Source organism: Hydrogenophaga sp. IBVHS1 (assembly GCF_002127265.1).
GTDB lineage: Bacteria > Pseudomonadota > Gammaproteobacteria > Burkholderiales > Burkholderiaceae_C > Hydrogenophaga.
Map to the genome: position 1 here is coordinate 2,935,281 of NZ_NFUU01000001.1, position 25,779 is coordinate 2,961,059.

The 25,779-nt window shown below is 61.5% G+C and carries 23 protein-coding genes and 1 pseudogene; 19 read left to right on the forward strand and 5 right to left on the reverse strand.

Going from position 1 to position 25,779, the window contains the following annotated elements:
* Positions 1-76 precede the first annotated feature (76 nt).
* The 6 genes from CAP37_RS14190 (at position 77) to CAP37_RS14215 (ending at position 6,356) form a co-directional block, all read left to right on the forward strand.
* Entirely contained in the window at positions 77-1,333 is a 1,257-nt protein-coding gene (locus CAP37_RS14190; RefSeq protein WP_056278244.1) for an ABC transporter substrate-binding protein, read from the forward strand.
* Positions 1,334-1,581: 248 nt separating this feature from the next.
* A complete protein-coding gene (locus CAP37_RS14195; protein ID WP_008905455.1) occupies positions 1,582-2,379 on the forward strand; it encodes an SDR family NAD(P)-dependent oxidoreductase in 798 nt (265 codons plus the stop codon).
* Between the two features lie 59 nt (positions 2,380-2,438).
* A complete protein-coding gene (gene badI, locus CAP37_RS14200; RefSeq protein ID WP_056278247.1) occupies positions 2,439-3,230 on the forward strand; it encodes a 2-ketocyclohexanecarboxyl-CoA hydrolase in 792 nt (263 codons plus the stop codon).
* A 21-nt stretch (positions 3,231-3,251) separates the two neighbouring features.
* Entirely contained in the window at positions 3,252-3,956 is a 705-nt protein-coding gene (locus tag CAP37_RS14205; protein WP_236944069.1) for a TetR/AcrR family transcriptional regulator, read from the forward strand.
* Positions 3,957-4,100: 144 nt separating this feature from the next.
* Positions 4,101-4,610 (forward strand): MaoC family dehydratase, encoded by a 510-nt coding sequence (locus CAP37_RS14210; protein WP_056278252.1) that lies wholly within the window; start codon positions 4,101-4,103, stop codon positions 4,608-4,610.
* A 60-nt stretch (positions 4,611-4,670) separates the two neighbouring features.
* Positions 4,671-6,356, forward strand: a complete 1,686-nt coding sequence (locus CAP37_RS14215) for an electron transfer flavoprotein-ubiquinone oxidoreductase (RefSeq protein ID WP_086124710.1) — start codon at positions 4,671-4,673, stop codon at positions 6,354-6,356.
* A 126-nt stretch (positions 6,357-6,482) separates the two neighbouring features.
* Here the strand turns inward: CAP37_RS14215 and CAP37_RS22050 are convergent.
* Positions 6,483-6,942: pseudogene (locus tag CAP37_RS22050) on the reverse strand (IS30 family transposase); the annotation flags it as partial.
* A gap of 627 nt (positions 6,943-7,569) precedes the next feature.
* Here CAP37_RS22050 and CAP37_RS14225 point away from each other — a divergent pair.
* Genes CAP37_RS14225 through CAP37_RS14285 form a run of 13 tightly spaced genes read left to right on the forward strand, consistent with a single transcriptional unit; the run spans position 7,570 to position 21,258 of the window.
* Positions 7,570-8,361 (forward strand): ABC transporter ATP-binding protein, encoded by a 792-nt coding sequence (locus CAP37_RS14225; RefSeq protein ID WP_056278262.1) that lies wholly within the window; start codon positions 7,570-7,572, stop codon positions 8,359-8,361.
* A gap of 10 nt (positions 8,362-8,371) precedes the next feature.
* Complete coding sequence (locus CAP37_RS14230) at positions 8,372-9,154, forward strand: ABC transporter ATP-binding protein (protein ID WP_056278265.1); 783 nt, start codon at positions 8,372-8,374, stop codon at positions 9,152-9,154.
* The gene (locus tag CAP37_RS14235; protein WP_086124711.1) at positions 9,151-11,019 is read left to right on the forward strand and encodes a long-chain fatty acid--CoA ligase; all 1,869 of its coding nucleotides are present in this window, start codon (positions 9,151-9,153) and stop codon (positions 11,017-11,019) included. Before CAP37_RS14230 ends, CAP37_RS14235 begins: the two co-directional genes overlap by 4 nt.
* On the forward strand, positions 11,019-11,891 hold the full coding sequence (locus CAP37_RS14240; protein WP_056278272.1) for a branched-chain amino acid ABC transporter permease: 873 nt from the start codon (positions 11,019-11,021) through the stop codon (positions 11,889-11,891). Before CAP37_RS14235 ends, CAP37_RS14240 begins: the two co-directional genes overlap by 1 nt.
* Positions 11,891-12,937 (forward strand): branched-chain amino acid ABC transporter permease, encoded by a 1,047-nt coding sequence (locus CAP37_RS14245; protein ID WP_056278277.1) that lies wholly within the window; start codon positions 11,891-11,893, stop codon positions 12,935-12,937. The genes CAP37_RS14240 and CAP37_RS14245 overlap by 1 nt, the downstream gene beginning before the upstream one ends.
* Before the next feature lie 41 nt (positions 12,938-12,978).
* Entirely contained in the window at positions 12,979-14,181 is a 1,203-nt protein-coding gene (locus tag CAP37_RS14250; protein WP_056278280.1) for an ABC transporter substrate-binding protein, read from the forward strand.
* A 55-nt stretch (positions 14,182-14,236) separates the two neighbouring features.
* On the forward strand, positions 14,237-15,445 hold the full coding sequence (locus tag CAP37_RS14255) for an ABC transporter substrate-binding protein (protein WP_056278283.1): 1,209 nt from the start codon (positions 14,237-14,239) through the stop codon (positions 15,443-15,445).
* A gap of 43 nt (positions 15,446-15,488) precedes the next feature.
* The gene (locus tag CAP37_RS14260) at positions 15,489-16,958 is read left to right on the forward strand and encodes an acetyl/propionyl/methylcrotonyl-CoA carboxylase subunit alpha (RefSeq protein ID WP_086124712.1); all 1,470 of its coding nucleotides are present in this window, start codon (positions 15,489-15,491) and stop codon (positions 16,956-16,958) included.
* Positions 16,959-16,960: 2 nt separating this feature from the next.
* A complete protein-coding gene (locus CAP37_RS14265) occupies positions 16,961-17,461 on the forward strand; it encodes a biotin/lipoyl-containing protein (protein ID WP_056278288.1) in 501 nt (166 codons plus the stop codon).
* A gap of 10 nt (positions 17,462-17,471) precedes the next feature.
* On the forward strand, positions 17,472-19,070 hold the full coding sequence (locus CAP37_RS14270; protein ID WP_086124713.1) for an acyl-CoA carboxylase subunit beta: 1,599 nt from the start codon (positions 17,472-17,474) through the stop codon (positions 19,068-19,070).
* A 9-nt stretch (positions 19,071-19,079) separates the two neighbouring features.
* Positions 19,080-19,943: an SDR family oxidoreductase gene (locus CAP37_RS14275; RefSeq protein WP_008905438.1), complete on the forward strand. Its 864-nt coding sequence runs from the start codon at positions 19,080-19,082 to the stop codon at positions 19,941-19,943.
* A complete protein-coding gene (locus tag CAP37_RS14280; protein WP_056278294.1) occupies positions 19,940-20,818 on the forward strand; it encodes an SDR family oxidoreductase in 879 nt (292 codons plus the stop codon). Before CAP37_RS14275 ends, CAP37_RS14280 begins: the two co-directional genes overlap by 4 nt.
* Complete coding sequence (locus CAP37_RS14285) at positions 20,815-21,258, forward strand: PaaI family thioesterase (RefSeq protein WP_056278297.1); 444 nt, start codon at positions 20,815-20,817, stop codon at positions 21,256-21,258. Before CAP37_RS14280 ends, CAP37_RS14285 begins: the two co-directional genes overlap by 4 nt.
* A gap of 164 nt (positions 21,259-21,422) precedes the next feature.
* Here CAP37_RS14285 and CAP37_RS14290 read toward each other — a convergent pair whose 3' ends face one another.
* The 4 genes from CAP37_RS14290 to CAP37_RS14305 form a co-directional block, all read right to left on the reverse strand.
* Positions 21,423-22,523, reverse strand: a complete 1,101-nt coding sequence (locus CAP37_RS14290) for a CaiB/BaiF CoA-transferase family protein (RefSeq protein ID WP_056278300.1) — start codon at positions 22,521-22,523, stop codon at positions 21,423-21,425.
* Positions 22,524-22,570: 47 nt separating this feature from the next.
* The gene (locus CAP37_RS14295) at positions 22,571-23,431 is read right to left on the reverse strand and encodes an ABC transporter ATP-binding protein (RefSeq protein WP_086124714.1); all 861 of its coding nucleotides are present in this window, start codon (positions 23,429-23,431) and stop codon (positions 22,571-22,573) included.
* Entirely contained in the window at positions 23,425-24,654 is a 1,230-nt protein-coding gene (locus CAP37_RS14300) for an ABC transporter substrate-binding protein (protein ID WP_056278303.1), read from the reverse strand. The genes CAP37_RS14295 and CAP37_RS14300 overlap by 7 nt, the downstream gene beginning before the upstream one ends.
* Positions 24,655-24,723: 69 nt before the next feature.
* On the reverse strand, positions 24,724-25,776 hold the full coding sequence (locus CAP37_RS14305) for a branched-chain amino acid ABC transporter permease (RefSeq protein WP_056278306.1): 1,053 nt from the start codon (positions 25,774-25,776) through the stop codon (positions 24,724-24,726).
* Positions 25,777-25,779: the final 3 nt, after the last annotated feature.

Here is a 25,779-nt window from a genome sequence, read left to right on the forward strand (position 1 = left end):
GCCTCGGGCACGACTGTACGGCGTGCCTTCTACAGACTGCATTTCACCCCGTAATAACTAAACAGGAAACATCATCATGAAAATCAAACAGCTTTCCATTCTTGCTGGCCTGGGATTGGCGCTGGCCGGTCTGCAGTCCGCGCAGGCGCAGGCACCAGCCCAGCCCGTCAAATTCGCGCTTTGTTATGACCTGAGTAAATCCTACGGCTTTGTGACGCCACAAATTGCCCAGGCGGCGAATGACTATGCCAAGATATTGAATCAGAAAGGCGGCATTGAAGGCCACCCAATCGAGATACTGGTTCAAGACCATGGCAACGAGCCGCAGCGTGGCATTGAGTGCTACGAAAAGATGAAACGCGAAGGCGCCGTTGCCTTTGATTTCCTGTCCACGCCGGTTTCCCGCGCCGTTCTGCCGCGCGCCATGGCGGATGGCAATGTGATGGTGCAATCCTTTGTAGGTCGTGGCGATGCGGTCGATGGTGATGTGTTCAAGTGGATTTTCCCCATTGGGCCCACCTACTGGGGTCAAATGGCCAACAATATCCACTACATCAAAACCAAGTCCAACAACAACCTCAAGGGCGTGAAGATTTCGTTCATCTACCCCGACTATCCGTTCGGGCAGGAACCGATCGGCGTGTTGACGACACTTGCGGCCAAAGAGGGCTTTGACCTGCAGTTGGTTCCCAACCCGATGCCGGGCAATGACCAGGCCGCCGCTTGGTCCCAGATCCGCCGCAACAACCCCGACTGGGTGATCAGCTGGAACCTGGCCGGCATGCACGTCGTCGCCTCGCGCGAAATGAAGCGCAACGGCATCCCGATGGACAAGTACATTTCCGTCAATTGGCTCAACGAAGTTGACCTTGCCAACATTGGTCTGGAAAACGCAAAAGGCCTCAAGCGCGGCACCAACGTGACGGGTGGACAGAGCCACCCGCTGATTCAGCAGATCATCAAGGACCTGTATGAGAAAAACAAGGGCAGCGGTGACCGCAAGCATCTCAACGATGTTTACTACAACACCGGTCTGGCCATCTATGCCAGCGTTTTCGAAGGCGCTCGCCTAGCCATCAAACAAAGTGGCTGGCCCCTCAACCCTGACAAAATGAAGCGCGGACTGGAAAGCTTGAAAAACTTTGATGCCGAAGGCCTGATCGCCCCCGTGACGGTGACCGCCAAAGACCATGGCGGCGGCGGCAAAACCCGCATCGACATGTGGGACGGCGCCAAGTGGGTGCCCCAGACTGACTGGTTCTCGGCGTATGACGATGTGGTCCAGGACATCGTGAAGAAAGAATCTGGCGAGTTCGCCAAGAACAAACAGTAATTGCCTTCCCTTGGGATGGATCACGGTCAGACGCGTTGCGCACTGATAGTGAACCATCCCATCTTGTTTCTCGGATTTTCATCCCTCTCTTGAATCGACAGGTGGCAGCCTATGCCACAGTGGATTGCAGTGGTAGCTGCCAGGCGCACCATCCAACACAGGAAATCTCGCCCGCTATCTAACTATCGTTAGATAGTCATAATTTCATCCTCACCAATGTGGCGCCTAAAGCGCAAGGAGCAATCAGTATGGATCTCGAACTAAAAGGAAAATCGGTCATCGTCACGGGTGGCGGCTCGAACATTGGCCGCGGCATCGTGCTCGGCTTCGCCGCGGAAGGCGCCAACATCACCATCGGCGACATCGACGAAAGTCAGGCGCAAAAGACGGCAGAACTCGCGCTGGCGAGCGGCGCGGCGTCGGCGCAGGTTGTCAAGACCGATGTCACCCAACTTGACCAGGTGCAAGCCATGTTCAAGGCAGCCTCGGACAAGTTCGGCGGCGTCGATGTCCTCGTCAACAACGTCGGCTGGGACCAGTTGATGTTCTTCACGCAGACGACCCCCGATCTGTGGCAAAAGATCATCAACATCAACTACCTCGGCGTTCTCAACTGCACCAAGACCGCGCTTGAAGTCATGGTTCCTCGCAACGCCGGCTCAATCGTCTCCATCAGCTCTGATGCCAGTCGGCAAGGTGAGCCACGTGAAGCGGTGTATGGCGGCGTCAAGGCTGCCATCAACAGCTTCATGAAAACGATCGCCAAGGAAAACGGGCGTTACGGCATCCGCTGCAACGTGGTATGCCCCGGCGTCACTATCCCCAGTACCACCGACGAAGTGGGCGGAAGCAGCATGTGGATTGATGCCGACAGTATGTTCACGCCGGAGCAACTGGAAAAAGTCGCCAAGGCGCTGCCGTTGCGCAAGGTGGGACGGCCGCAGGATATTGCCAATGCCGTCGTCTTCCTGTCTTCAGCGAAGGCTGCGGGCCATGTCACCGGGCAGGTTCTTTCAGTGTCTGGTGGTTACAGCATGATTGGGTAAACGCCCGGGCACGGTCGAAAGACATGCGGCATTGAAATAACAGACAAAAAGGAAAACCCATGGAATTCAAGGACATCCTCTACGAAGAACTCGACTCGGTGGCCTACATCGCGATCAACCGCCCCGAAGTGATGAATGCGTTTCGCGGCCAGACCGTCGAGGAACTGCTGCAGGCATTCATGAAAGCAGGCTGGGACAAGCGAATCGCCGCCATTGTGCTCACCGGGACGGGTGACCGTGCTTTCTGCACCGGCGGCGATCAGTCGGCTCATGCCGGCCAGTACGACGGCCGGGGCACCATCGGTATCCCGGTGGAAGAGTTTCACAGCGCCATTCGTGACGTGCCCAAGCCCGTGATCGCCCGCGTGCAGGGTTACGCCATTGGCGGCGGCAATGTCCTGGCCACCTTGTGCGACATGACCATTGCCTCGGAAAAGGCCGTGTTTGGCCAAGTCGGCCCGAAAGTAGGCTCGGTCGACCCTGGCTGGGGCACAGCTTACCTGAGCCATGTGGTTGGCGAAAAGAAAGCCCGCGAGATCTGGTACATGTGCCGCCGCTACAGTGCACAGGAGGCCTTGGCCATGGGTCTGTGCAACACCGTCGTGCCCCACGACCAGCTCGACGCCGAAGTCGCCCGCTGGTGCAAGGAAATTGTCGAAAAAAGTCCGACGGCTCTGGCGATCGCGAAACGTTCGTTCAATGCATCCACCGAGCACATTCGCGGGATCGGCAGCCTGGGACTTCAAGCGCTGAGCCTGTACTACGACACGGCAGAGTCCAAAGAAGGCGTGAGCGCTTTCCTGGAAAAACGCCGGCCTGATTTCAGGCAGTGGGCGAATGGTCGCAAGTGAGCAACCCCGCGCGACGAGACGTTGCTCAAGGCCGCCCCTTCGACCAAAGCTAGGTTTGATACGATTCGAAATTTGGATCTACCAAACGGTCAAATGATGTCAAATACAGACGCAAAACCCAGCAAAAATGAGGTGGATGGTCCCGCCACACGCGAACGCGTGCTGCTCGAAGCTGCAAGGCTATTCAGGCATCATGGTTATGCAGCAACTACTTTGCGCGAGGTTGCGGATGCTGCCGGCGTCAAAGCCGGCAGTATCTACTATCACTTCGAATCGAAAGAGCAGATCCTGGGCGAGGTATTGGACAAAGGCATCACCATCGTCGCAGATGCCGTACGCACCCGTGTTGCGGCTCTTCCCGAAAGTGCACCCTGGCGAGATCGAATCGCCGCTGGCATTGAAGGCCATCTCTGGGGAATGCTGCATTATGGCGACTTCACGTCAGCCAACATCCGCATCTACGGCCAAATCCCGACCAGCGCAAAAAATCGCCACCGGGTCGTGCGGCGGGCTTACGCAGACTATTGGGATCAGCTTCTCGAATCAGCGCTCGCCAGTGGCGAATTGCGCGACGACACCAGCACGGCCATGATTCGGCTTTTCGTGATTGGGGCATTGAACTGGACCGTCGAATGGTACAACCCCCAACGCGGCTCTTTTCGTGACTTCTCGCGTCAAATAACGGGGATCGTGTTCGATGGAATTCTCACGCATGACAAAGCATAGTCGCGATGCATTGCCGGCAACTTCAACAAGCCGGGCCGAGAAACTGACAGCAATAGTCCACATGTCGCCTACATTGCGCAGTGGCACGCTGACCGGCTGCGTCTGGGGACTCCCAAATTGGACAACCCGCCGCAGGAGCAGCAAATGACCATCAAAGAAGGCTGGCGCGGCCGATTCTATGAAGACTTCGAGGTCGGCGACGAGTATCGGCATGGCCTCGGTCGCACACTGACCCAGAACGACAACATCTGGTTCACGTTGCTGACGCAAAACACGGCTCCGCTGCACTTCGATGCCCACTACGCCGCGCAGACGGAGTTCGGCCGTCCGCTCATCAATTCCTGCCTCACGCTGGCCCTCGTGACGGGGCAGACGGTGAGCGATGTCTCGCAAAACGTCATGGCCAACCTGGGGTGGGACGAAGTTCGACTTCCGAATCCGGTGTTTGAAGGCGACACGCTCTATTCACGTTCCACGGTGCTGGACAGGCGCGAGTCGCGGTCGCGAACCAATGTCGGCGTCGTCACGGTGCGCACCGAAGGCTATAACCAGAGCGGCGTCATTGTCTGCACCTTCAAACGCACGGTGATGGTCTACAAACGTGACGGCGCACCGCGCACCGCACCGCCGCTGCCGGTCGACAACCGACCCTGACCCCCCCCTTTTTTTCGTCAACTTCGGCCCCAGGGTCGCCACCTTTTTGACCCTCTCCGCATGAAGCCCACCTCCCTGCTCGAACAATACGGTCCCCGCGAAGCGATGGAGTATGACGTGGTGGTGGTGGGCGCCGGCCCCGGAGGTTTGGCCACGGCCATCCACCTCAAGCAGCTCGCGGCTGGAAAGGGCGAGGACGTCTCGGTGGTGCTGCTGGAAAAAGGCTCCGCGCCCGGCGCTCACATTCTTTCCGGCGCGGTCATGGACCCAATCGCACTGAACGAACTATTCCCCAACTGGAAGGATCTGGGCGCACCGCTGAACCAACCCGTTACCGGCGACGACGTGCTTTTCCTGAGCGAAACCGGTGCCAGGCGCACACCCAACTTCCTGGTGCCCGACTGCTTCCACAACGAGGACAACTACGTCATCAGCCTGGGCGCCCTGACCCAATGGCTGGGCGAGCAGGCTGAAGGCTTGGGCGTGGAAATCTTCCCGGGCTTCACAGCCACCGAGGTTCTGTACGACGACAACGATTCGGTCAAAGGAGTAGCTACCGGCAACCTTGGCATTGGCAAGGACGGCCTGCCGCACGACGGCTTCCAGCTCGGCATGGAGTTGCATGCCAAATACACCATCTTTGCCGAAGGCGCGCGCGGCCACCTGGGCAAGCAACTCATCGCTAAATACAAGCTTGACGAAGGCCGCGATCCGCAAAGCCATGCCATCGGCATCAAGGAACTTTGGGAGATCGACCCGACCCGCGCCCAACCCGGCCGTGTGGTACACACGGCCGGCTGGCCAATGGACACCCAGACCTACGGCGGCGGTTTTCTCTACCACTTGGAAGGAAACAAGGTCACGCTTGGCTTCGTCACCGGGCTCGACTACAAGAACCCATGGCTCAGCCCCTTTGAGGAAATGCAGCGCTGGAAGGCCCACCCCGCCATTCGCGCCCACATCGAAGGCGGCAAGCGCATCGGCTACGGCGCGCGCGCCATCACCGCCGGTGGCCTGCTCAGCCTGCCCAAGACCGTGTTCCCGGGCGGCGCGCTGATCGGCTGTGATGCCGGCTACCTGAACGCCGCACGCATCAAAGGCAGCCACGCCGCCATCAAGAGCGGCATGCTGGCCGCCGAAGCCGCGTTTGAAGCCCTGGCCGCCGGACGCAGCGGCGACGAACTCAGCGCCTACCCCGCTGCGTTCGAAAACAGCTGGCTGCACACCGAACTCGACCAGTCGCGCAACTTCAAACAGTGGTTCAAGAAGGGCAGCCTCGTCGGAGCCCTGATGACCGGCATTGAACAGTGGCTGCTGCCCAGGCTTGGCATCAAGCGTCCGCCCTGGACGATCCACCGCACCCAGGCCGACCACGCCAGCCTGCGCCCGGCCGCCGAGATGCCGCAGATCAGCTACCCTAAGCCCGACGGCAAGCTCACCTTCGACCGGCTCTCCAGCGTGTTCGTCAGCAACACCAACCACGAAGAAAACCAGCCCGCGCACCTGACGCTCAAGGACGCCAGCGTGCCGGTGCAGATCAATCTGGCGAAATACGCCGGCCCCGAGAGCCGTTACTGCCCGGCCGGCGTTTACGAATTCGTAAAGAACGACGACGGCTCGGACCGGCTGCAGATCAACGCGCAGAACTGCGTGCACTGCAAAACCTGCGACATCAAGGATCCGACGCAGAACATCGTCTGGGTGACGCCCGAAGGCGGCGGCGGGCCGAACTACGCGGGAATGTAGCCGAGAGTGATTCAAATCTAAAGTGCAATACCCTGGGTTTCAATGAACGAGGGTGGGTGTTGCGTGCTATTGAGCAGGAGGTCCCGATAGACTGCCAGAGGGGGATCGTGCGCCCTACCCCTTCCAGGGCGGGTTGTTGATCTGATCGGCAATCGCATCGAGCTGCTCCTGGCTGTACCCTGAGAGGTCCGAGCCCTTGGGCTGGTACTGGCGCACCAGCTCGTTGGAGTTCTCGTTAGAGCCTCGCTGCCAAGGGCTGTGGGGGTAACAGAAGTACACCGCAATGTCCGTGCGTCGGCTCAGTTCCCTGCGCATCGCCTTCTCCCGGCACTGGTCGTACGTCATGCTCTGGCACATAGGCTCAGCGAGCCTCAGCAGCTTGTCAGAAAAGGCCTGCAGGACATTGACCGCGCTGGCGGGCTTGAACCCGTGCAGCTTGATGAGCATGAGCAGCCCGACTGGTGCACTCCACCAGGGTGCCCACCGCGCTGGCGTTCGCAGCACCCTTGATCAGGTCACCCTCCCCGTGCCCGGGCAACTGCCGGTCTTCAATCTCGGGCGGACGCACATGGATGCTCACCATGTCCATCTATTGTTCCGGCCCTTTGAAGTCGCGAGTCGTGGACCGACTGCCACAGGCAAACGATCCACGAAAGTTCAAAATTCATGGGGCCGGAGCAATAGTATCTGAGCTCTTCGGCCTTTTCCTTTGTTGCGAGGTAGTCGTTTGCGCTTGGGTGGGCTGCTTTGCATCTGCGGACCGTACTCGGGGGCAGGTGTTGCACTTCAGTCTTGAATCCGCTGACGGTGAATCACCGGCATTCATGCTGAAGCGAACCTGGCCAGAAGTTCCCGCCCGCACTCGCACCCGGACTTGATGGCACCTGCATAGGGATTTCCCGAGTTGAAGCCAGACTAACTACCGTTAGATTAACGCCATGCAAACAAGGCATCGCGCCTACCGAACGGCAAGGCACATGGCAGGCACGCTGCCCAACACGGCCAACACGAGACAACCTTTGAGAAAATTAACTGCCCCCTCGAACGGCACCCTGGCAACCAGAGACCATGGTCGCGCCCATGCACCCGGCCCATCCGAGCCGAAGGTCTGCACGACTGCGGCTGCCATCCTGGCGCACCCCTCCACTACGCTCGACCGGCAAACCCGTTCAATGGTTAAGTCGCCGCAGCACAGTGCAAGTAGCGGCCTGTCATGCTGAATCTCACCAATGTCCAGATCGTTTACGACAACACCATCGAGGCGGTGCGAGAGGTCTCATTGGCCGTCGGCAAAGGTCGCATAGTCGCCCTGCTCGGTTCCAACGGGGCCGGGAAATCAACCACGCTCAAAGGCATTTCGGGCGTTCTGTATCCGGAAGACGGTGAGATCAAGGGTGGCCAGATCACGTTTGAAAACCGCCAGCTGACCGGCCTGGCGCCGGACGAAATCGTGCGCGCCGGCGTGGTCATGGTGCCCGAGGGGCGCCGCCTGTTCGACCAGTTGACGGTCGAGGAAAACCTCGTGATGGGCGGCTACACACGCAGTCTGACCGACGCCAGGCGCCAGATGGAGATGGTGTATGGGCTGTTCCCGCGTCTGGTGCAAAAACGCAGCACGGTGTCGGGCTACCTGTCGGGCGGCGAACAGCAGATGGTGGCCATCGGCCGCGCGCTGATGTCGTCCCCGAAACTGCTGATGCTCGACGAGCCCACGCTCGGTCTGGCGCCACAGATCAGCGAAGAGATTTTCGACATCATCACCCGCCTGTGCCGCCAGGAAGGCATGGGCATTCTCCTGGTGGAGCAGAACGCACAGATGGCGCTGGCCATTGCCGACTATGGCTACATCATGGAAAACGGCCGCGTGGTGCTCGACGGTGAGGCCGACAAGATGCTGCGCAACGACGACGTGCGCGAGTTCTACCTAGGCTTCGGCGAAGGTGGATCGCGCAAGAACATGCGCGAGGTGAAGCATTACAAGCGGCGCAAACGCTGGCTGTCCTGAGAAAAAAAACATGAACGACACATTGTTAAGGGTCGAAACCCTGTCCAAGCGCTTCGGCGGCGTCGAAGCCGTTGCCGGTGTCAGTTTTCACGTTCGGCGCGGTGAAATCTATTCCCTGATCGGCCCCAACGGGGCCGGCAAGACGACCACCTTCAACATGATCAGCGGCGTCGTCAAGCCCAGCAGCGGCACCGTGCATTTCGATGGCAGCGACATCACCGGCATGCCGGCACACCGCCTGGCCGCCATCGGCATCGGTCGGACCTTCCAGAATCTGGCGGTGTTCAAACATGCCAGCGTGGTGGACAACCTGCTGGTCGGCCGCCACTGCCACATGGCCACCAACGTGCTGGATGCCTCGTGGTTCTTCGGACGGGCGCGGCGCGAGGAGCTCGAACACCGTCGCAAGGTGGAAGAGATCATCGATTTTCTCGAAATCGAGGAAATTCGCGACATGCCGGTGGGCACCCTGTCCTATGGCCTGCAAAAGCGGGTCGAGTTGGGACGCGCACTGGCCACCGAGCCCAAGTTGCTGCTGCTGGACGAAATGGTGTCGGGCATGAACAGCGAGGAGACCGAAGACATTGCCCGCTTCGTGCTGGACATCCGCGACGAACTCGGCATTTCGGTCCTCATGGTCGAGCATGACATGGGCATCGTGATGGACATCTCCGACCGCGTCTGCGTGCTCAACTTCGGCCGCAAGATCGGCGAGGGCACGCCGGCCGAGATATCGGCCAACCCGGCCGTGATCGACGCCTACCTGGGCAGCAAAACCAAGGAGGCCGCGTGATCGACAACCTGGACGCGTTACTGCGCGACGGCAACACCACATTCCCCAAGCTGCTCCAGCACTGGGCACAGCGCTTTCCGGATGCGCTCGCGTTTCGCGAGAAAGATTACGGCATCTGGAACCGGATGACCTGGCAGCACTATTTCGAAACGGCGCGCCGCTTCGCCCTCGGTCTCAAGTCTCTGGGCTTCGACAAGGGCGACCGGCTGGCGATTGCCAGCGAGGACAGTCCGCAGTGGATGTTCACCGACCTGGCCACGCAAGCCATCGGCGGTGTCGTGGTGGGCATCTACCCCACCAACCCGTGGCCGGAACTGCAGTACATCGTGCACCACTCGAACAGCAAGTTCGTGGTCTGCGGCGATCAGGAACAGGTCGACAAGGTGCTCGACGCCATGGCCAAGCACGACACCGGCCTGCCCGACCTGGTGAAGATCATCTGCGTCGACATGAAGGGGATGCGCGGCTACAAACACGACAAGCTGATGTCGTTCGAGGACGTGCTTGAGCTAGGAGACCAAAACGCCGCGGCATCGCCCCAGCACGCGAGCGCCTTTGATCGTGCCATCGAGGACACCCAGCCCGATGACACCTGCATGCTGGTCTACACCTCGGGCACCACCGGGCCGCCCAAGGGCGCGATGCTGTCGCACCGCAACCTGATCGTCACCGTTGACAAGCTCAAAACCCATTTCAAGCTCGACCGGCACAACTACGAAGTGGTCTGCTACCTGCCGTTGTGCCACGTGGCCGAGCGTGCCTTCTCGACGGTCATGCACCTGCTCACCGGTGGCGTGGTCAATTACGCCGAATCGATCGACACGGTAGCCGTCAATCTGCGCGAGATCGCACCCACGGTGTTTTTGGGCGTGCCGCGCATCTGGGAGAAGCTGCAGCAAGGCATTTTGATCCGCATGCAGGACGCCTCGCGCTTTCAGCGCTGGGCTTTCCAGCGCTGCTTCGATGCCGGGCGCCGTCTGTTCGAAAAGGTCGAGGCGCAAGGGGGCCAGCGCAGTCTGTTGGATCGCCTGCACTTCTTCGTTCTGTGGTTGCTGATGTTTCGCAATCTGCAGAAATTCGTCGGCCTGGACCGCATGCAGTGCGGCTTCTGTGGCGGCGCCAGCGTCTCGCCCGAGGTACTGAAGTTCTTCCGCATCCTCGGCATTCCGGTGTACCAGGTCTACGGCATGACCGAGTCCGGCGGGGTGATCTTCTTCCAGCATGAAAAAGCGATCAAACTGGGCGCCACCGGCCTGCCCATCGACGGCCTGAACTGGAAGATCGCGGAGGACGGCGAGCTCGTCGTCAAGCACCCCGCCGTGTTCAAGGGCTACATCCACGACGAAGGCGCCACCGCCAAGACCGTGGTGGACGGCTGGCTGCACACGGGCGACATCGTGGCGCTGGCTGACAACGGCGAGCTGATGATCGTTGACCGCAAGAAGGCCATCATCATCACCAGCGGCGGCAAGAACATCGCGCCCTCGGAGATCGAAAACGCGCTCAAGGACAGCCTGTATGTGCGCGAGGCGATCATCCTGGGCGACGGACGCCACTATTTGGCGGCGCTGATCCAGGTCGACTACGAAACGGTCGGCAAGTGGGCACAAGAACGCAAACTGGCCTACACCACCTACAAGAGCCTGGCCGCGCTGCCCGAGGTGCGCGAACTGATCGACGAGGACGTCAAGCGTGTGAACAAGCTGTTTGCCCGGGTCGAGAACATCCGCAAGTTCCTGATCCTGGAAAAAGAACTCGACCACGACGACGGCGAACTCACCGCCACCCAGAAGGTGCGCCGCAACGTCATCGAAAAAACCTTCGCGAAAGAGATCGCGATCATCTACGGCGCAGGAGCGGGCTGATGGACTATTTTCTGCAACTGGTCATTTCCGGCATCGCCGTGGGCCTGCTCTACGGCTTCATCGGCATGGGCTTTGCGATGATTTACCGCGCCACCGGCGTGGTGAACTTCGCCCAGGGCGAGCTGATGATGCTGGTGTCCTACATCGCCTTCACCCTGGCCGGCACCTTCCAATTTGGCTTCTGGCTCATGCTGGCAGCAACTGTCGCGGCCTCGGTGCTGATTGGCCTTCTGATCGAGGTCTTGCTGATCCGTCCGATGCTTGGTCAGCCGGTGTTTTCCACGGTGATGGTGACCATTGGCCTGGCCGTGATCCTGCGCTCGGTGGTGGTGCTGATCTGGGGCGCAGACCCCATGCCGCTCAATGCCGGCCTGCCAACGGAGGTCATCAAGATCGGCCCGGCCGGCCTGTACCCGGCGCAGCTGTATTCCGTTGGGCTGATGGCGGCCGTACTGCTCGGCCTGTGGACCTTCTTTCGCTATTCGCGGGTCGGTATCGCCATGCGTGCCACCGCCAACGTGCAAACTGCAGCCCTGCTGATGGGCATCAATGTCAAGCGCATTTTCGCCTTGTCCTGGGCCCTGTCGGCGGGGCTCGCCGCCATTGCGGGCGTGTTGATCGGCGTGATCTACGACGTGAATCCCGGCATGTGGACGACAGGTCTGCGCAGCTTTCCCGCGGTCATCTTGGGCGGGCTGGACTCGGTGTTCGGCGCCGCACTCGGCGGCATCCTGATCGGGGTGGTCGAGAATCTGTCGGAAGGCTATATCGGCCGCGGCATGAAGGAGATCGCCGGTTTTGTTTTGATCCTCGTCGTCCTTATGGTCAGACCCTATGGCCTGTTCGGCAAACCTGAAATCGAGCGTGTCTGATGCGTAGCGGAAACTTCAAACAAAACTATCGTCAGCTGCTGGCACTGACCGACTCGGTTCCTGTCATCGTCTGGTCGTGTCTGCTGGTGGCGCTGCTGGCGGCCGCGCCACTGCTGCTGGCCAAGTACTATGTCTCCGTCATTCTGCTGCTGCTGATCACAGCGGTGGGGGTGTTGGGCCTGAACCTGCTGACCGGGACCACCGGGCTGATCTCGCTCGGGCACTCGGGGTTTCTGGCGGTCGGCGCCTACACGGCCGGCATCGTGGCCAGCAAACTTGGCTGGCCAATGCTGGCGTCCATCTTTGCCGGTGGCGTGAGCGCGGCCATCGCCGGGATCATCGTGGGCATACCCTCGCTGCGTCTCAAAGGGCTGTACCTGGCCATCACGACGATGGCATTTGCCGTGATCATCAACCACCTGATCCTCAACGGTGGCGACCTGACCGGAGGCTCGGAAGGCTTGACGGTGCCGCAACCCTCGCTGTTCGGTCAGGCGCTGGGGGCAGAACGTGGCTACTACTACGTGGTGCTGTGCTTTGTGGTGGTGTTCACCTTCATCACCCTGAACATCCTGCGCAGCCGCATTGGCCGGGCGTTCCAGGCGATTCGGGAGCACGACATCGCAGCCAAGGCCATGGGCGTCAACCTGGTGCGCTACAAGTTGCTGGCGTTCATGGTCAGCGCCTTCTACACCGGCATCGCCGGGGGCTTGCTGGCCTACTACACACGCTACCTGAATGTCGACAGCTTCAGCCTGCTGATATCGATCGAGGCGCTCTCCATGCTCATCGTCGGCGGCCTGGGTTCTGTAGCCGGCGCCTTGCTCGGAACGGCTTTCATCGTCCTGCTCAACGAAAGCCTGGGCTTCGTGTTCGGCATGATCGGCGCCAGCTTCGGCGGGTCGGGCTCCACTGCCGCCTATGAGATCAAAGGCGTCATTTATGGACTCGCGATTGTGTTGTTCCTGCGTTTTGAGCCCGATGGCCTGATGGGGCGATGGCGCGACATCAAGCATTACTGGACCCATTGGCCCTTCCGATTCTGACCCCGCAGCACACGCGCTGCTTATTCCATAGGAGACCTGCGATGCGAACACTACCGAAGCTGACCCAGCGCTTTTGCCTCGGCGCCCTCGCCGCACTGACCTTCGGCAGCGCACTGGCGGCAGATCCCGGGGTCACGAACGAGAAACTCGTGCTTGGCGCGGTCATCCCGCTGAGCGGCCCGCCCAGCATCATTGGCAAGGCCATTGCCACGACCCTGAAAGTTTGGGAGCAGGACGTCAATTCGCGCGGCGGCATCGGCGGACGCAAAGTCGACATTCGCATTGAGGACGACGGCTATGTGCCGCAGCGCGCTGTCCAGGGTCTGAAAAAACTGATTGATGTCGAACAGATCTTTGCATTGATCGGCACCTCCGGCTCGTCGCAGTTGCTGGCCATGCTGCCCATCATCGACGAGCAGAAAATTCCCGCCATCAACCATATCGCCGTCAACAGCGCCCACTTCAACCCACCGCACAAGACGCTGTTCAATATCGGGGCAACTTACTGCCAGGAGGTCTCTGCCAGCATGAAGCATCTGGTCACATCCCAGAAGCTGCAGGGATCGAAGTTCGGCCTGATCTTCCAGGAAGACGATTACGGCACCGACGTCAAATGCGGCTACGAACAGGCCCTGAAAGAGCTCGGCTTGAAAAGCAGCATCGAAGTTGCCTACAAACGCGGGGCGAAGGATTTTTCCGCCGAGGTGTTGAGCGTGCAGCGCGCCGGCGCCACCTTCGTGCTGACCGGCGGCATCATCACCGAAACCGCCGCCATGCTCAAAGAGATCGCGAAGAACCAGATGCAAGCCGTGCGCCTGGCCGCTCACCCTTCGCATCTGCCTGCGGTACTGGCCCTGGCCGGCCCGGCAGCAGACGGCGTGTACGTCGCCGAGTATGTGCCTCCAGTGACCGACATACAAACACAGGGCATTGGCAAACTCACCGCACTGACCTACAAATATTTTTCAGCCAATGAGGTCAAGGACATGAACCGGTATTCATTGACCGCCTATGTAGGTGTCCAGTTGCTCGAATCAGCGCTCAACGCATGTGCCAAAAACCTCACACGTGCCTGCGTGGTCGAAAAGCTCGAGCAGACCAAAAATTTCACCAGCGACGGCATCATGGCCCCATTGACCTTCGGGCCCAATATTCGACAGTCGGGGACCCGCCCCATTTTGCTCAAGGCGAATGCCAGCGCCGGGAAATTCGAGCGAGCCTCTGAATTTCTGAGTTCCAAGTAATCAAGACGACGTGCCACCAGCCCCTCCCCCATTACTCAACCAAGAGTGCCTTTTCATGACACGCAAATACTTTCGATATGCCGCCACCAGTCTGCTCAGCATGGTTATCAGCCTGACGGCCACGACCGCCGCTGCTGCCGACCCCGGTGTGACCGACGCCAAAATCGTCCTCGGCTCGGTGACGCCCGTCAGCGGCCCACCTAGCCTGCTGGGCAAGGCCCACATGCTTGCCTTGCGGGTATGGGAGCAGGATGTCAACGCCCGTGGTGGCATCAACGGCCGCAAGGTGGAAATTCGCCAGGAAGATGACGGCTATGTGCCTCAGCGTGCTGTGCAAGGCGTCAAGCGACTGGTCGACGTGGAAGGCATCTTCGGCCTCATCGGCACCTCGGGCTCAGCGATGCTGCAAGCCATGCTGCCCTACATCAACGAGCAAGGCTTGCCAACTATCAACGCGATGGCCGTGGCAGCAGCGCACTTCACTCCACCGAACAAAACGGTATTTGTGATCGGGCCAACCTATTGTCAGGAGTTGAGCTCCGCCATGAAAAACATGGTCGCTAGCAAGAAGTTGCAAAAGGAGAAGTTTGCGCTGGTCTATCAGGATGACGAGTTTGGCAGCGACGTGCGTTGCGGCTACCAGAAGGCGATCAAGGATCTGGGGCTTAACAGCGTGTCCGAGATCTCCTTCAAGCGTGGCACCAAGGACTTCTCGGCTGAGATGCTGAGTCTGAAGCAGGTGGGAGCGACCTTTCTCGCGTCGGGCGGCGTGGTAGCCGAGCATTCGATGCTGATGAAGGAATCCGCTAAAAACCAGATGTCGCTGACCTTCCTTGCCGTGCATTCGGCCCACCTGACCCCTGTTCAGGCGCTCGCCGGTGCCGCGGGCGACGGCTACTTCGTCGCAGACTATGTCCCGCCTCTGACCGACCTGTCGGTGCCAGGCATGGCCAAGTTCATGGGGTTGGCACAGAAATATCTGTCAGCCGACGAGTTGAAGTCGCTCAACCGCTATTCGATCACAGCCTACGTCGGTGCGCTGCTAATGGAAGACGCGATCCGCCGCTGTGGCAAGGCGCTGACCCGCGCCTGTGTCGTCGAGAAGCTGGAGACAACCAAGAACTTCAGCACCGATGGGCTGGCTTCTCCCATCAGTTTCGGCCCCAATGACCGGCACTCGCCGAGCAGCGTGCTCGTGTTGCGCTCGGACGCCAAAAACTCCCGCTTCGAGCGCGTGTCCGAACCCATCCCCGTGCTCGATTGACACCAGACGCCGTTCGTCACCCGCCGTACAACTGGTTCCGCCCGTGTTTCAAAAAGTTCTGATCGCCAACCGTGGCGAGATCGCGCTGCGGATCCTGCACACACTCAAGGGCATGGGGCTCGCCACCGTGGTGGCCCACCACGCGGTGGACGCCGATAGCCCGGCCGTGCTGGAGGCTGACGAGTCGGTCGAATTGCACGGCTTGACGCCCGTGGCGGCCTACCTCGATATCGCGCAGTTGGTTGAAGCGTGTCGGCGCATTGGGGCACAGGCGCTGCATCCCGGTTACGGCTTCCTGTCTGAAAACGCGGCGTTTGCGCGTGCGCTGGAAGCTGCTGGCATCGTCTTCATTGGCCCGCGTCCGGACAGCATCGAACTGATGGGCGACAAGGTGCGCGCGCGCAGCTTCGTCGCCCAACGCGGCTTTCCGGTGGCACCGAGCGCCATCGAGGACGATGACCCGGCCAGCTTCGTCGAGCGCGCCAGGGCGCTCGGCGCGCCGCTGCTGATCAAGCCTTCAGCCGGCGGTGGCGGCAAGGGCATGCGCATCGTGCGTGACCTCGCCGTGTTGGATCGCGAGATCGAGACCGCACGGCGCGAAGGTGAGCGCTATTTTGGCGACGGTCGGCTGTTTGTCGAGCGCTATGTGGAGCGCCCGCGGCACATCGAGGTGCAGGTGATGGGCGACGCGCATGGCCAGTTGGTGCATTTCTGGGAGCGTGAATGTTCAGTGCAGCGACGCTTCCAGAAAATCATTGAAGAAACCCCCTCCCCGGCCCTTTCACCGGTGCAGCGCCACGATATTTGCGAAGCCGCAGCCGGCATTGCCCGCGCCGCCAACTATCGCGGCGCCGGCACCGTGGAGTTCATCTACGGCGCCGGTGGCGAGTTTTACTTTCTTGAGATGAACACGCGTCTGCAGGTCGAACACCCGGTCACCGAAATGGTGACGGGCTTTGACCTCGTTCGCGAACAGGTACGCGTCGCCCAGGGTGAGCCGCTCGGCTACACCCAGGCGGACATCGTGCAGCTTGGTCACGCCATCGAATGCAGGCTTTACGCCGAAGACGCCGAGCATGATTTTCGCCCCTCCACCGGTGACATCCTGTGCTGGCGACCACCCTCTGGTTCCGGCGTGCGGGTTGATGCCGGCGTGCGCGAAGGACAGGCGGTAACTGCCGCATTTGACCCCATGATCGCCAAAATTATTTGCCATGGAAACACGCGTGCACAGGCTATCGAACGCTCCATCCTGGCGCTTGAGCAATCGGTGCTGTTGGGTCTGACCACCAACGCACGCTACCTCACGCGGGTACTGCGCCATGCCGAGTTCCGTGCTGGGCAGGCCGACACCGGCATGCTGGCACGCTGCGCCGACGAGCTGCGCGAGTCTCTCACCCCCGATGACATCGACCTGGTACTGGCATCGGCGGTGCTCGCCGACCGCGAACTGTTGCGCGCCGTTCACTCCATTCCCGCGATGCACGCCGCCATGGGACCCTGGAGGAATTGACGATGCGCCGCCGCTATGTCATCAATGGCAAGGTCCATGACCTCGTGGTAACACGTGGAGCGAATGGCGTGTTCCACGTCAGCCATGGCGAACGCAAATTCGAGATGCAGGGGAAGACGCTGCCTGATGGCCGTTGGCGGGTCACCGTGGATCAGCGCCCGCAAGCCGTCTGGATCGCCGCGCAAGGCGACAGTCGATTCGTGCACAGTGCGGCCACCGGTGCCCTTGAAGTCGAGGTGATCGATCTCAGCGCAGCCTCCGGCGGCGACCGGGCCGGTGCCGCTTCCGACTTGCTGCAGGCGCCAATGCCCGGCACGGTGATCGCGGTTCATGTGGCAGCCGGCGATGCCGTGCACACGGGCCAACCGCTCATCGTGATCGAAAGCATGAAGCTGGAAACCACGCTGACGGCACCGCGCGACGCCCGGGTCAAGACTGTGTACTTTGCCGTTGGCAACACCTTCGCTCTCAAGTCCACCCTCGTGACGCTGCAAGACCCCTGAGAACCGATTGATGAAACGCATCGACTCCCGCATCGACACCGCATCCGAAGCGTTCCGGCGAAACCATCAAGCCATGAGCGCCATCGTCGCGAATTTTCGCGAGCGCATGGAAATCACGCGCCACCAACGTCCGCCGCATGAGATCAAGCGCGTGCGCGCGCAGGGCAAATTACTGGTACGTGAACGGCTGGACCTGCTACTAGATCCCGGTACGCCCTTTCTTGAGTTCTCGGCGCTGGCTGCCTGCGAGGACTACAACGGCGAGGTCCCGGGTGCCAACGTGGTCACTGGCCTGGGCGTGGTCAGTGGCCGCGAGGTGCTGATCCACGCCGACGATTCCAGCGTCAAGGGCGGTGTCTGGTACACGCTCACGCCACGCAAGCTGGCACGACTGCTGGACATCGCGCTGGAGAACCAGTTGCCGGTCCTGCATTTGTGCGACAGCGGCGGCGCCTTCCTTGAAGAACTGTCAGGCGTGTACATCGAGGGTGGCCGGGTGTTCCGCAACCAATGCCTGCTGTCCAAGGCCGGCGTGCCGCAGGTCGCGATGGTGTTCGGCAACTGCACCGCCGGCGGTGCCTACATCCCGGCGCTGTGCGATTACAGCATCATCGTGCGTGGCACCGGCGGCGTGTTCCTCGGCGGGCCACCGCTCGTGAAGGCCGCCACCGGTGAGGAGCACACCGCCGACGAGATCGGAGGCTGTGATTTACACACCCAGGTATCCGGCACGGTCGACTACCCGGCTGACAATGAGGCCCACGCCATCGCGATTTGCCGCGAGATCGTTGCGCAGTTCAAGCCCGCGACGAAAAGCTACCTGCCAGAACGCGATGCCGAGCCACCCTACTACGACCCCGACGAAATGCTGGGCATCGTCTCGCCCGACCACCGGGTGCAGTTTGACCAGCGCGAACTCATTGCCCGCATCGTCGACGGCAGCCGCTTCCACGAATACCAACCCGCTTATGGCACCACGCTGATCTGCGGCTACGCCTACATCTGGGGGTACCGCGTGGGCATCCTCGCCAACAACGGCGTGTTGTTCAGCGACAGTTCCAAGAAAGCGGCGCACTTCATCTCGCTGTGCAATCAGAACCGTACACCGCTCGTGTTTCTTCAAAACACCACCGGCTACATGATCGGCCGCAACTACGAAATGGAAGGCATCACCAAGGACGGCGCCAAGATGTTGATGGCGCAGGCTGGCAGCGAGGTGCCCAAGTTCACCGTCATCACCAGCGCAGCTTTCGGTGCGGGCTATTACGGCATGTGCGGACGGGCGTGGGATCCACGGATGATCTGGGCCTGGCCGAACGTGCACATGGGGGTGATGGGCCCCGATCAGGCCGCCAACACCTTCGCCGACGTGAAAATCGCCCAGTTGCGCCGCAAGGGCCACACGCCCGATGAGGCCGAGATGGCGCAATTGCGCCAGCGCGTGTACGAAAAGGCCGAACGCGAATCCAACGCCTACTTTGCCACCTCGCGCTTGTGGGACGACGGTCTGCTGGCGCCCACTGACACCCGCAACGCACTGGGCATGGCACTCTCAGCCGCCGCACACGCCCCGATCGCCGACCCGCACTACGGAATTTTCCGATTCTGAAGGGACAACATGACAGAAGACACCACCTTCGGCTTCGACGATGAAGCCCTCGCAACCCGCCCCACCGTCTACCAGAGCGGACTCTTCGAAGGCCAGGTGGTGATGGTCAGCGGCGCCGGCAGCGGCATCGGCAAAGCCATCGCCTTCCTGTACGCGCGCCTGGGCGCCAAGCTGGTCATCTGCGGGCGCGACCCAGCCAAGCTAGAGAGCTGCGCCGAATGGCTGCGCCGGCTCGGCAGCCCTGATGTGCTGGTGCACCCCATGACGATCCGTGATCCCGAGCAGGTGGAACAGTTGATCGACGTGGCCTGGCTGCACTTCGGACGCATCGACGTGCTCGTCAACAACGCCGGCGGGCAATTCCCGCAGCGGGCGCTGGACTACAGCGTCAAGGGCTGGAAGGCGGTGATCGACACCAACCTGAACGGAACCTGGTACATGATGCATGCGATGGCGCGCCGCTGGCAGGGCACCGGCACGCGGGGCAACATCGTCAACATCGTCGCCACCTTCCAGCGGGGCATGCCGGGCGTGGCGCACACCTGCGCTGCGCGCGCCGCGGTGACTCACCTGTCTAAAACTGTTGCAGTGGAGTGGGCGCAGCATGGCATCCGCGTCAATTGCATAGCGCCTGGAGCGATCGCCAGCACCGGCTTTCGTCAGTACTCCCCCGAGGCGGTGAAGGCCTTCGCCGGAGCCAACCCGATGAAACATGTCGGTGACGTGCAGGACGTGGCCGAGGCCGCGGTCTACCTCAGCGCGCCCAGCGGCAAGTTCGTCACCGGCGAACTGCTCACGGTGGATGGCGGCGGCGTGCTCTGGGGCGAAGTCTGGACCATCGCCAAACCCGATTACTTCAAGGTGAACACATGAATTCGGCTGACTCGCAACACCCCAAGTTCGGCCCGGGCGACGAGGCCCTGGCCGCACTCCCGACGGTATATCGCGACGACCTTTTCGCCGGCAAAGTGGTGCTGGTGTCGGGCGCCGGCAGTGGCATCGGCAAGGCGATTGCCTTCCTGTTCGCGCGGCTGGGTGCCACGCTCGCCATCTGCGGGCGCAAGGCCGACAAACTCGAGGACTGCGCCGAAAAACTGCGCGCGCTGTCGGGCCGTGAGGTAATCACCTACCCGATGACCATCCGCGACCCCGAGCAGGTGGACGCCATGCTCAGTGCCGTGTGGGAACGTTTGGGCGGCGTCGACGTGCTGGTCAACAACGCTGGCGGCCAGTTTGCCGCCCATGCGATGGACTTCAACGTCAAGGGCTGGAACGCGGTGATCGACACCAACCTCAATGGCAGCTGGTACATGATGCAGGGCGCGGCCAGGCGCTGGGTGGAGCAAGGCCGGCCCGGCAACATCGTCAACATCACCGCCGCCATCGACCGCGGCCTCACGGGCATGGCGCACACCACCGCCTCGCGCGCGGGCGTCATTGCGCTGTCCCGCACGCTGGCCATCGAGTGGGCAGAGCACGGCATCCGCCTGAACTGCATTGGCGCAGGCGCCATCGAGAGCAACGGTTTCAACAACTACCGCGAGGAAAACGTTTCCACTTTCTACTCGTGCAATCCGATGAAACGGGCCGGCGACGTGCAGGACATCGCGGAGGCGGTGGTCTACCTCGCCGCACCCTCGGGCAAGTTCATCACCGGCGAGGTGCTCAACGTCGAAGGCGGGATGCTGCTGTGGGGCGAGTTCTGGCCAGCCGGAAAGCCCGACTACTTCAAGGTCGATCAAGAGTGACCTCGCAGCCTCCTCTTCCGTCGGCAACGTACTCCCACGGGCCTTTTCAGCAGCTCGTCGGGTACGACATCCTGCACAACGAGCGCGGCCTGTATTTCCGGCTGCCGATCCGGCGCGACCACCTCAACCCCCACGGCGTGCTCCACGGCGGCGTGCCCCTGACCTTGCTCGATGCGGTCGGGGGCAGAACCCTGATCGACCGGCCGATCCCGGGCAGCGGCCAGCTCATCCAGTCGTCGGTAACGGTCACGCTCACTGTGGATTTCATGCGTGCGGTCGGCACAGGAATCCTGTTTGCATCGGCAACGCCTGACCACATCGGCAAGACGGTGGCCTATGTGTCGGTGAAGGTCACGCTCGACGCACTCGACGGAGACATCGTGTCGCGCGGCATCGGCACCTACCGCATCTACACCAAGTCACTGGTCAAAGCGGTCTGATCGGTGCTCGGCGGAGACCGCCCGGCAAAGCACTGCGGCTCAATGCAAATGATCATCGGGCGGCGGAAGGATTTTCAGCTCGCGGTTGATGCGTTCGATTTGGTCGGGCTGAAACTGCGTCGAATGCCTGTGGTCCATTTTCCCCAGCCCCCACCATTCTTCGACTACAAGAGTTCGTCGTCGTGTTCGCCAATGAACGGCGCGGGGCTTGGGCGATCAGTCACCGTCCGGCTGAACCTCGGTGCCGGTGAAGGTTGGAGCACGCCGTCTCGCTCAAAGAAAGTGCCGCGCGCACTGTTGTGTGGATGATGTGCAGCCTCTTCCAGAGTCAGCACCGGTGCAAAGCACACGTCGGTCCCTTCCAGCAACGCACACCAGTGCGCTCTCGGCTGGATGCGGAAGATGTCGGCGATCTGGCGTTTGAGCGTCGGCCAGACGGCCGGATCGCGTTGCCGTTGAAACTCGGGATCGTTGATGCCTAGCTTCTCCAGCAGCAACACATAGAATTGGGGTTCCAGTGATGCGATCGAGATCCATTTCCCGTCAGCGCACTCATAGGTGTCGTAGAAATGCGATCCGCCATCCAACAGATTGGCCTGCCGTTCATTCTTCCACATTCCCAGCGCTTTGAGGTCGCAGACGATGGAGGTCAGCAGCGCCGCGCCGTCGGTGATCGCAGCATCGACCACCTGACCACGGCCAGAGGTGCGCGCTTCAAGCAAAGCGCAAACGATGCCAAAGGCAAGCATCATGCCGCCGCCGCCCAGGTCGCCGACCATCGCCGGCGGCGCTACTGGCCCGCCGTCCGAGCGGCCAATCATGCTGAGCGCGCCCGACAGCGCGATGTAGTTGATGTCATGACCGGCGGCCTGCGCGAGCGGGCCGTCCTGGCCCCAGCCGGTCATGCGCCCGTAGACGAGTCGTGGGTGGCGTGCCAGCAGCACGTCTGGGCCCAAACCCAGCCGCTCCATCACGCCCGGGCGAAAACCTTCAATGATCGCGTCGGCCCCGTCGACAAGTGCCAGCACCCGCTGCACGTCTGCGGGCGACTTCAGGTCGACCGCCACCGAACGGCGACCGCGGTGCAACACGCTGCGCCGCCCACTGGCAAGGAAGGTGCCATCTCCGCGGTCTTTTCCCTTGTCGGCCTTGCGATCCAGGCGGATCACGTCGGCGCCCATGTCGGACAGCAACATTGCGCAGAACGGTCCGGGGCCAATGCCGCCGAACTCGATCACTTTCAAACCTTGCAAGGGACCACTCATTTGTTGTTGCTCCTCAAACCGAACTAAAACCACCAGCCAACCGACTGCTACCCCAACCAGCGCTTGCGTCGCTTGTAGTGCTTTACCTCGCGAAAGCTCTTGCGCACCCCCTCGCGGTCCAGGCCGAGATAAAACTCGCGCACATCCTCGTTGTCGCGGAGTTCCTGGGCCTGCCCCTCCAGCACGATGCGACCGCTCTCCATGACATAACCATAGTCGGCGATCTCCAGGGCGACGCGTGTGTTTTGCTCGACGATGAGCAGCGACAGCCCCTGCTCACGCAGGTGGCGCAGCACGCTGAAGACTTCCTCGACCATGCGCGGCGCCAGCCCGAGTGACGGCTCGTCGATCAGCATGAGTTTGGGCTCGGCCATGATTGCGCGCCCGATCACCAGCATCTGCTGCTCGCCGCCCGACAGATAGCCGGCCGTGCGTTTTCGCAGTTCGGCCAGGCGCGGAATCGCTTCGTACACGCTGTCCATCGCCTGGCGCATCGCCTGCGCCGATGGAAACATGTGGCCGCCGATGATGAGGTTTTGCTCGACCGTCATGTGCTGCAGCACGCGCCGCCCTTCCATCACATGAACCAGACCACCGCGCACCACGGTCGCCGGATCGTGCCCCTGAATCGGTCGGCCGTCGAAGGTGATCGACCCGCCCGAGACGCGGCCATCTTCCGAGTCAATGACGCCGGAGATGGCTTTCAGGGTGGTGCTCTTACCTGCGCCGTTGGCGCCCAGCAGCGCCACGCACCCGCCTTCGGGGACCTTCATCGACACGCCCTTGAGCGCCAGGATCACCTCGGCATACAACACCTCAACGTTGGATAGAGTCAGCACCGCCGGATCGGCAGCCGCATGGGGCGTGGTCCGTTGATCCGGTGCTGCAGCAATGGCTGAATTCACCATTTAGGCACCACTGGCACGTTCACATCGGCTGCAGCCCGAACGACCTTGCCGTCCTTCATGGTCGCGATGTTGACCTTGGCGGTGCCGGTGGGAAAGGGGGTGTCGTTGCTGAAGTCCACGCCTGGCAGTATGCCCATCAGGTCGTTGCTGGTGAACTGGCTGTTCATCAAGGTCTCGCGCACCGCTTCGCCAGTGACTTTGCCGGCACCCTTGGCCTTGATGGTGGCCTCAATCGCGCGCACTGCCACGACGCTTTGGCCCAGGCCCATGATGGTCATGGCATTCCAGCCCGATTTCAGGCCATGCTTTTCCTGCAACATGCTGTAGAACTTGCGTGCGGTCGTGTCGTCTTCGCTGGCATCGGCGATGGCGCCCACTTCGAAATCACCGGCAAAGCCATTCGGGTCGCCCAGTGCCTTAGATGATCCCACCACGCCGTTGTGCAGCGAGAGCATGATCGGGACGTTTTTGCCCAGCGCCTGCAGCGCACGTTTGGTGGCCACGGCCTGGGCGGTGTTGGTCTGGATCACGATCACATCGGTGCCAGCATTGACCAGGCGACGCACCGCCAGGGTCAGGTCGGCCGGTTGCACTTCGGTCCAGATCGCCTCGACGAAGGTGGCTTTGTCCGGGTTGGCCTTGGTGTAGCTTTGCAGGCCCTTGGCCATGTCGGCATAAGCGGGGGTGGCTTCGGAGGTGATGATCGCCACCTTGACAGGGCGCTTGCCATCGAGTTTGGTGGTGCGGAACCATTCCAGGAATCCGCCCGCCTCGTGGGCGTAGGTGGGGCGCAGGTTCAGGGCCCATTGGTTGGGTTTCCAGCCGAAGCCGTAGGTGGCGGTGGCCATGACCATGGGAATCTTGTCTTCCGGCAAGCGCTGCTGCAACGCGGCGGCATCCGGGCCACCGAGGCCGAGCAGGATCGCGGGTTTGACTTCGGCCTTGATGCCGGGCCACAGGCTGGCGGTTTGCGCCACGTCGTAGCGGGTGTCGAAGGTTTTGACGACGATCTGCACGTTGAGTTTGCTGCCGACTTCCTTGTTCCACCACTCGATCACTGCGAGTCGCCCGCCCTGCATCTGGGACATGACGTTGGCGTAGGGGCCGGCGAAGTCGGCAAAGGCGGCCACGTTGATCGTCGTCGATTGCGCATGGGCGGGCGCATTCAGCAGCAGACCAGAGGCCAGGGCGGCCGTGAGTTTGAGAAAGGTATTGCGTTGCATGCTTGTCTCCAATTGTGGTGGTGGTGAGGAAAAGGGGCGGGGGATTGCGACTCGCTGTGCCGGGCGGGCTCAGTGGTGAAACGGCCAGAGCCGGTAGTTGGTTTTCAGGATGTTCCAGCGGTGCATCAGGCCTTTCGGTTCAAGCAGCAGGAACAGCGTGATGATGAGGCCGAGAAACACATTCATGCTGGCGAAGATCAGGTCGCTGCTCAGGCTGGGGATGCGCTCGACCAGGTCGGGCCCGAGGCTGGTGATGGTTTCCTGCACACCACGGATGAGCACGGTGCCTATCAGTGCCCCGACGATCGAGCCGAGCCCGCCGACGATCATCATGGCAATGAACCAGATCGAGTTGAACAGCGTGAACTGATCGACCGAGACGAAGCGCACCTGGTAGGCCCACAGGGCACCACCGATGCCAGCGTAAAAAGCGCCGAGCACGAAGGCGCGCGACTTGGCGCCGGCCACGTCAACGCCCATCATGCCGGCGGCCACATCGTCGTCGCGCACGGCGACAAAGGCGCGCCCGTGGCGGCTGCGCAGGATACCGAAAGCGCCGATGACCATCACCATGGTGACGACAAGAAACAGGTAGTACAGCGAGCGGTCGGTGTTGAACAAAAATGTGCCCATCCGCGCCGGCTCCAGGCTGAAGCCATTCACGCCGCCGAGCCAGGCTGAAGGCAGATTCAGCACAATGAAGTGAAAGATGAACTGGGCCGCGATGGTGGTCAGCGCGAGGTAAAAGCCCTTGATGCGCGCCGCCGTCATGCCAAACAACCAGCCGGCCAGCGCCGCTACCAGGCCCGCCACCGGCACCGCCACCCAGAACGGCAGCCCGGCCTTGACCTCGACCACGCTGGCGGCGTAGGCGCCGACGCCCATGAAGGCGGCCTGGCCCAGGTTGATTTGCCCGGCGTAGCCGGTGGTGATCTGCAGCCCGACCACCACGATGGACGTGACCAGCATCAGGTTGGCTACGGCTACCAGACGCGCCGAGGCGAACCAGGGGAGGAACAGGAGAATTGCGATGAACAGTCCCAGGGTGACCCATTGGGCGCGCGTACGGATCAGCGCGCGGTCGCGCGCATAACTGGTGGAAAAAATGCCGGAGGGATCCATGGG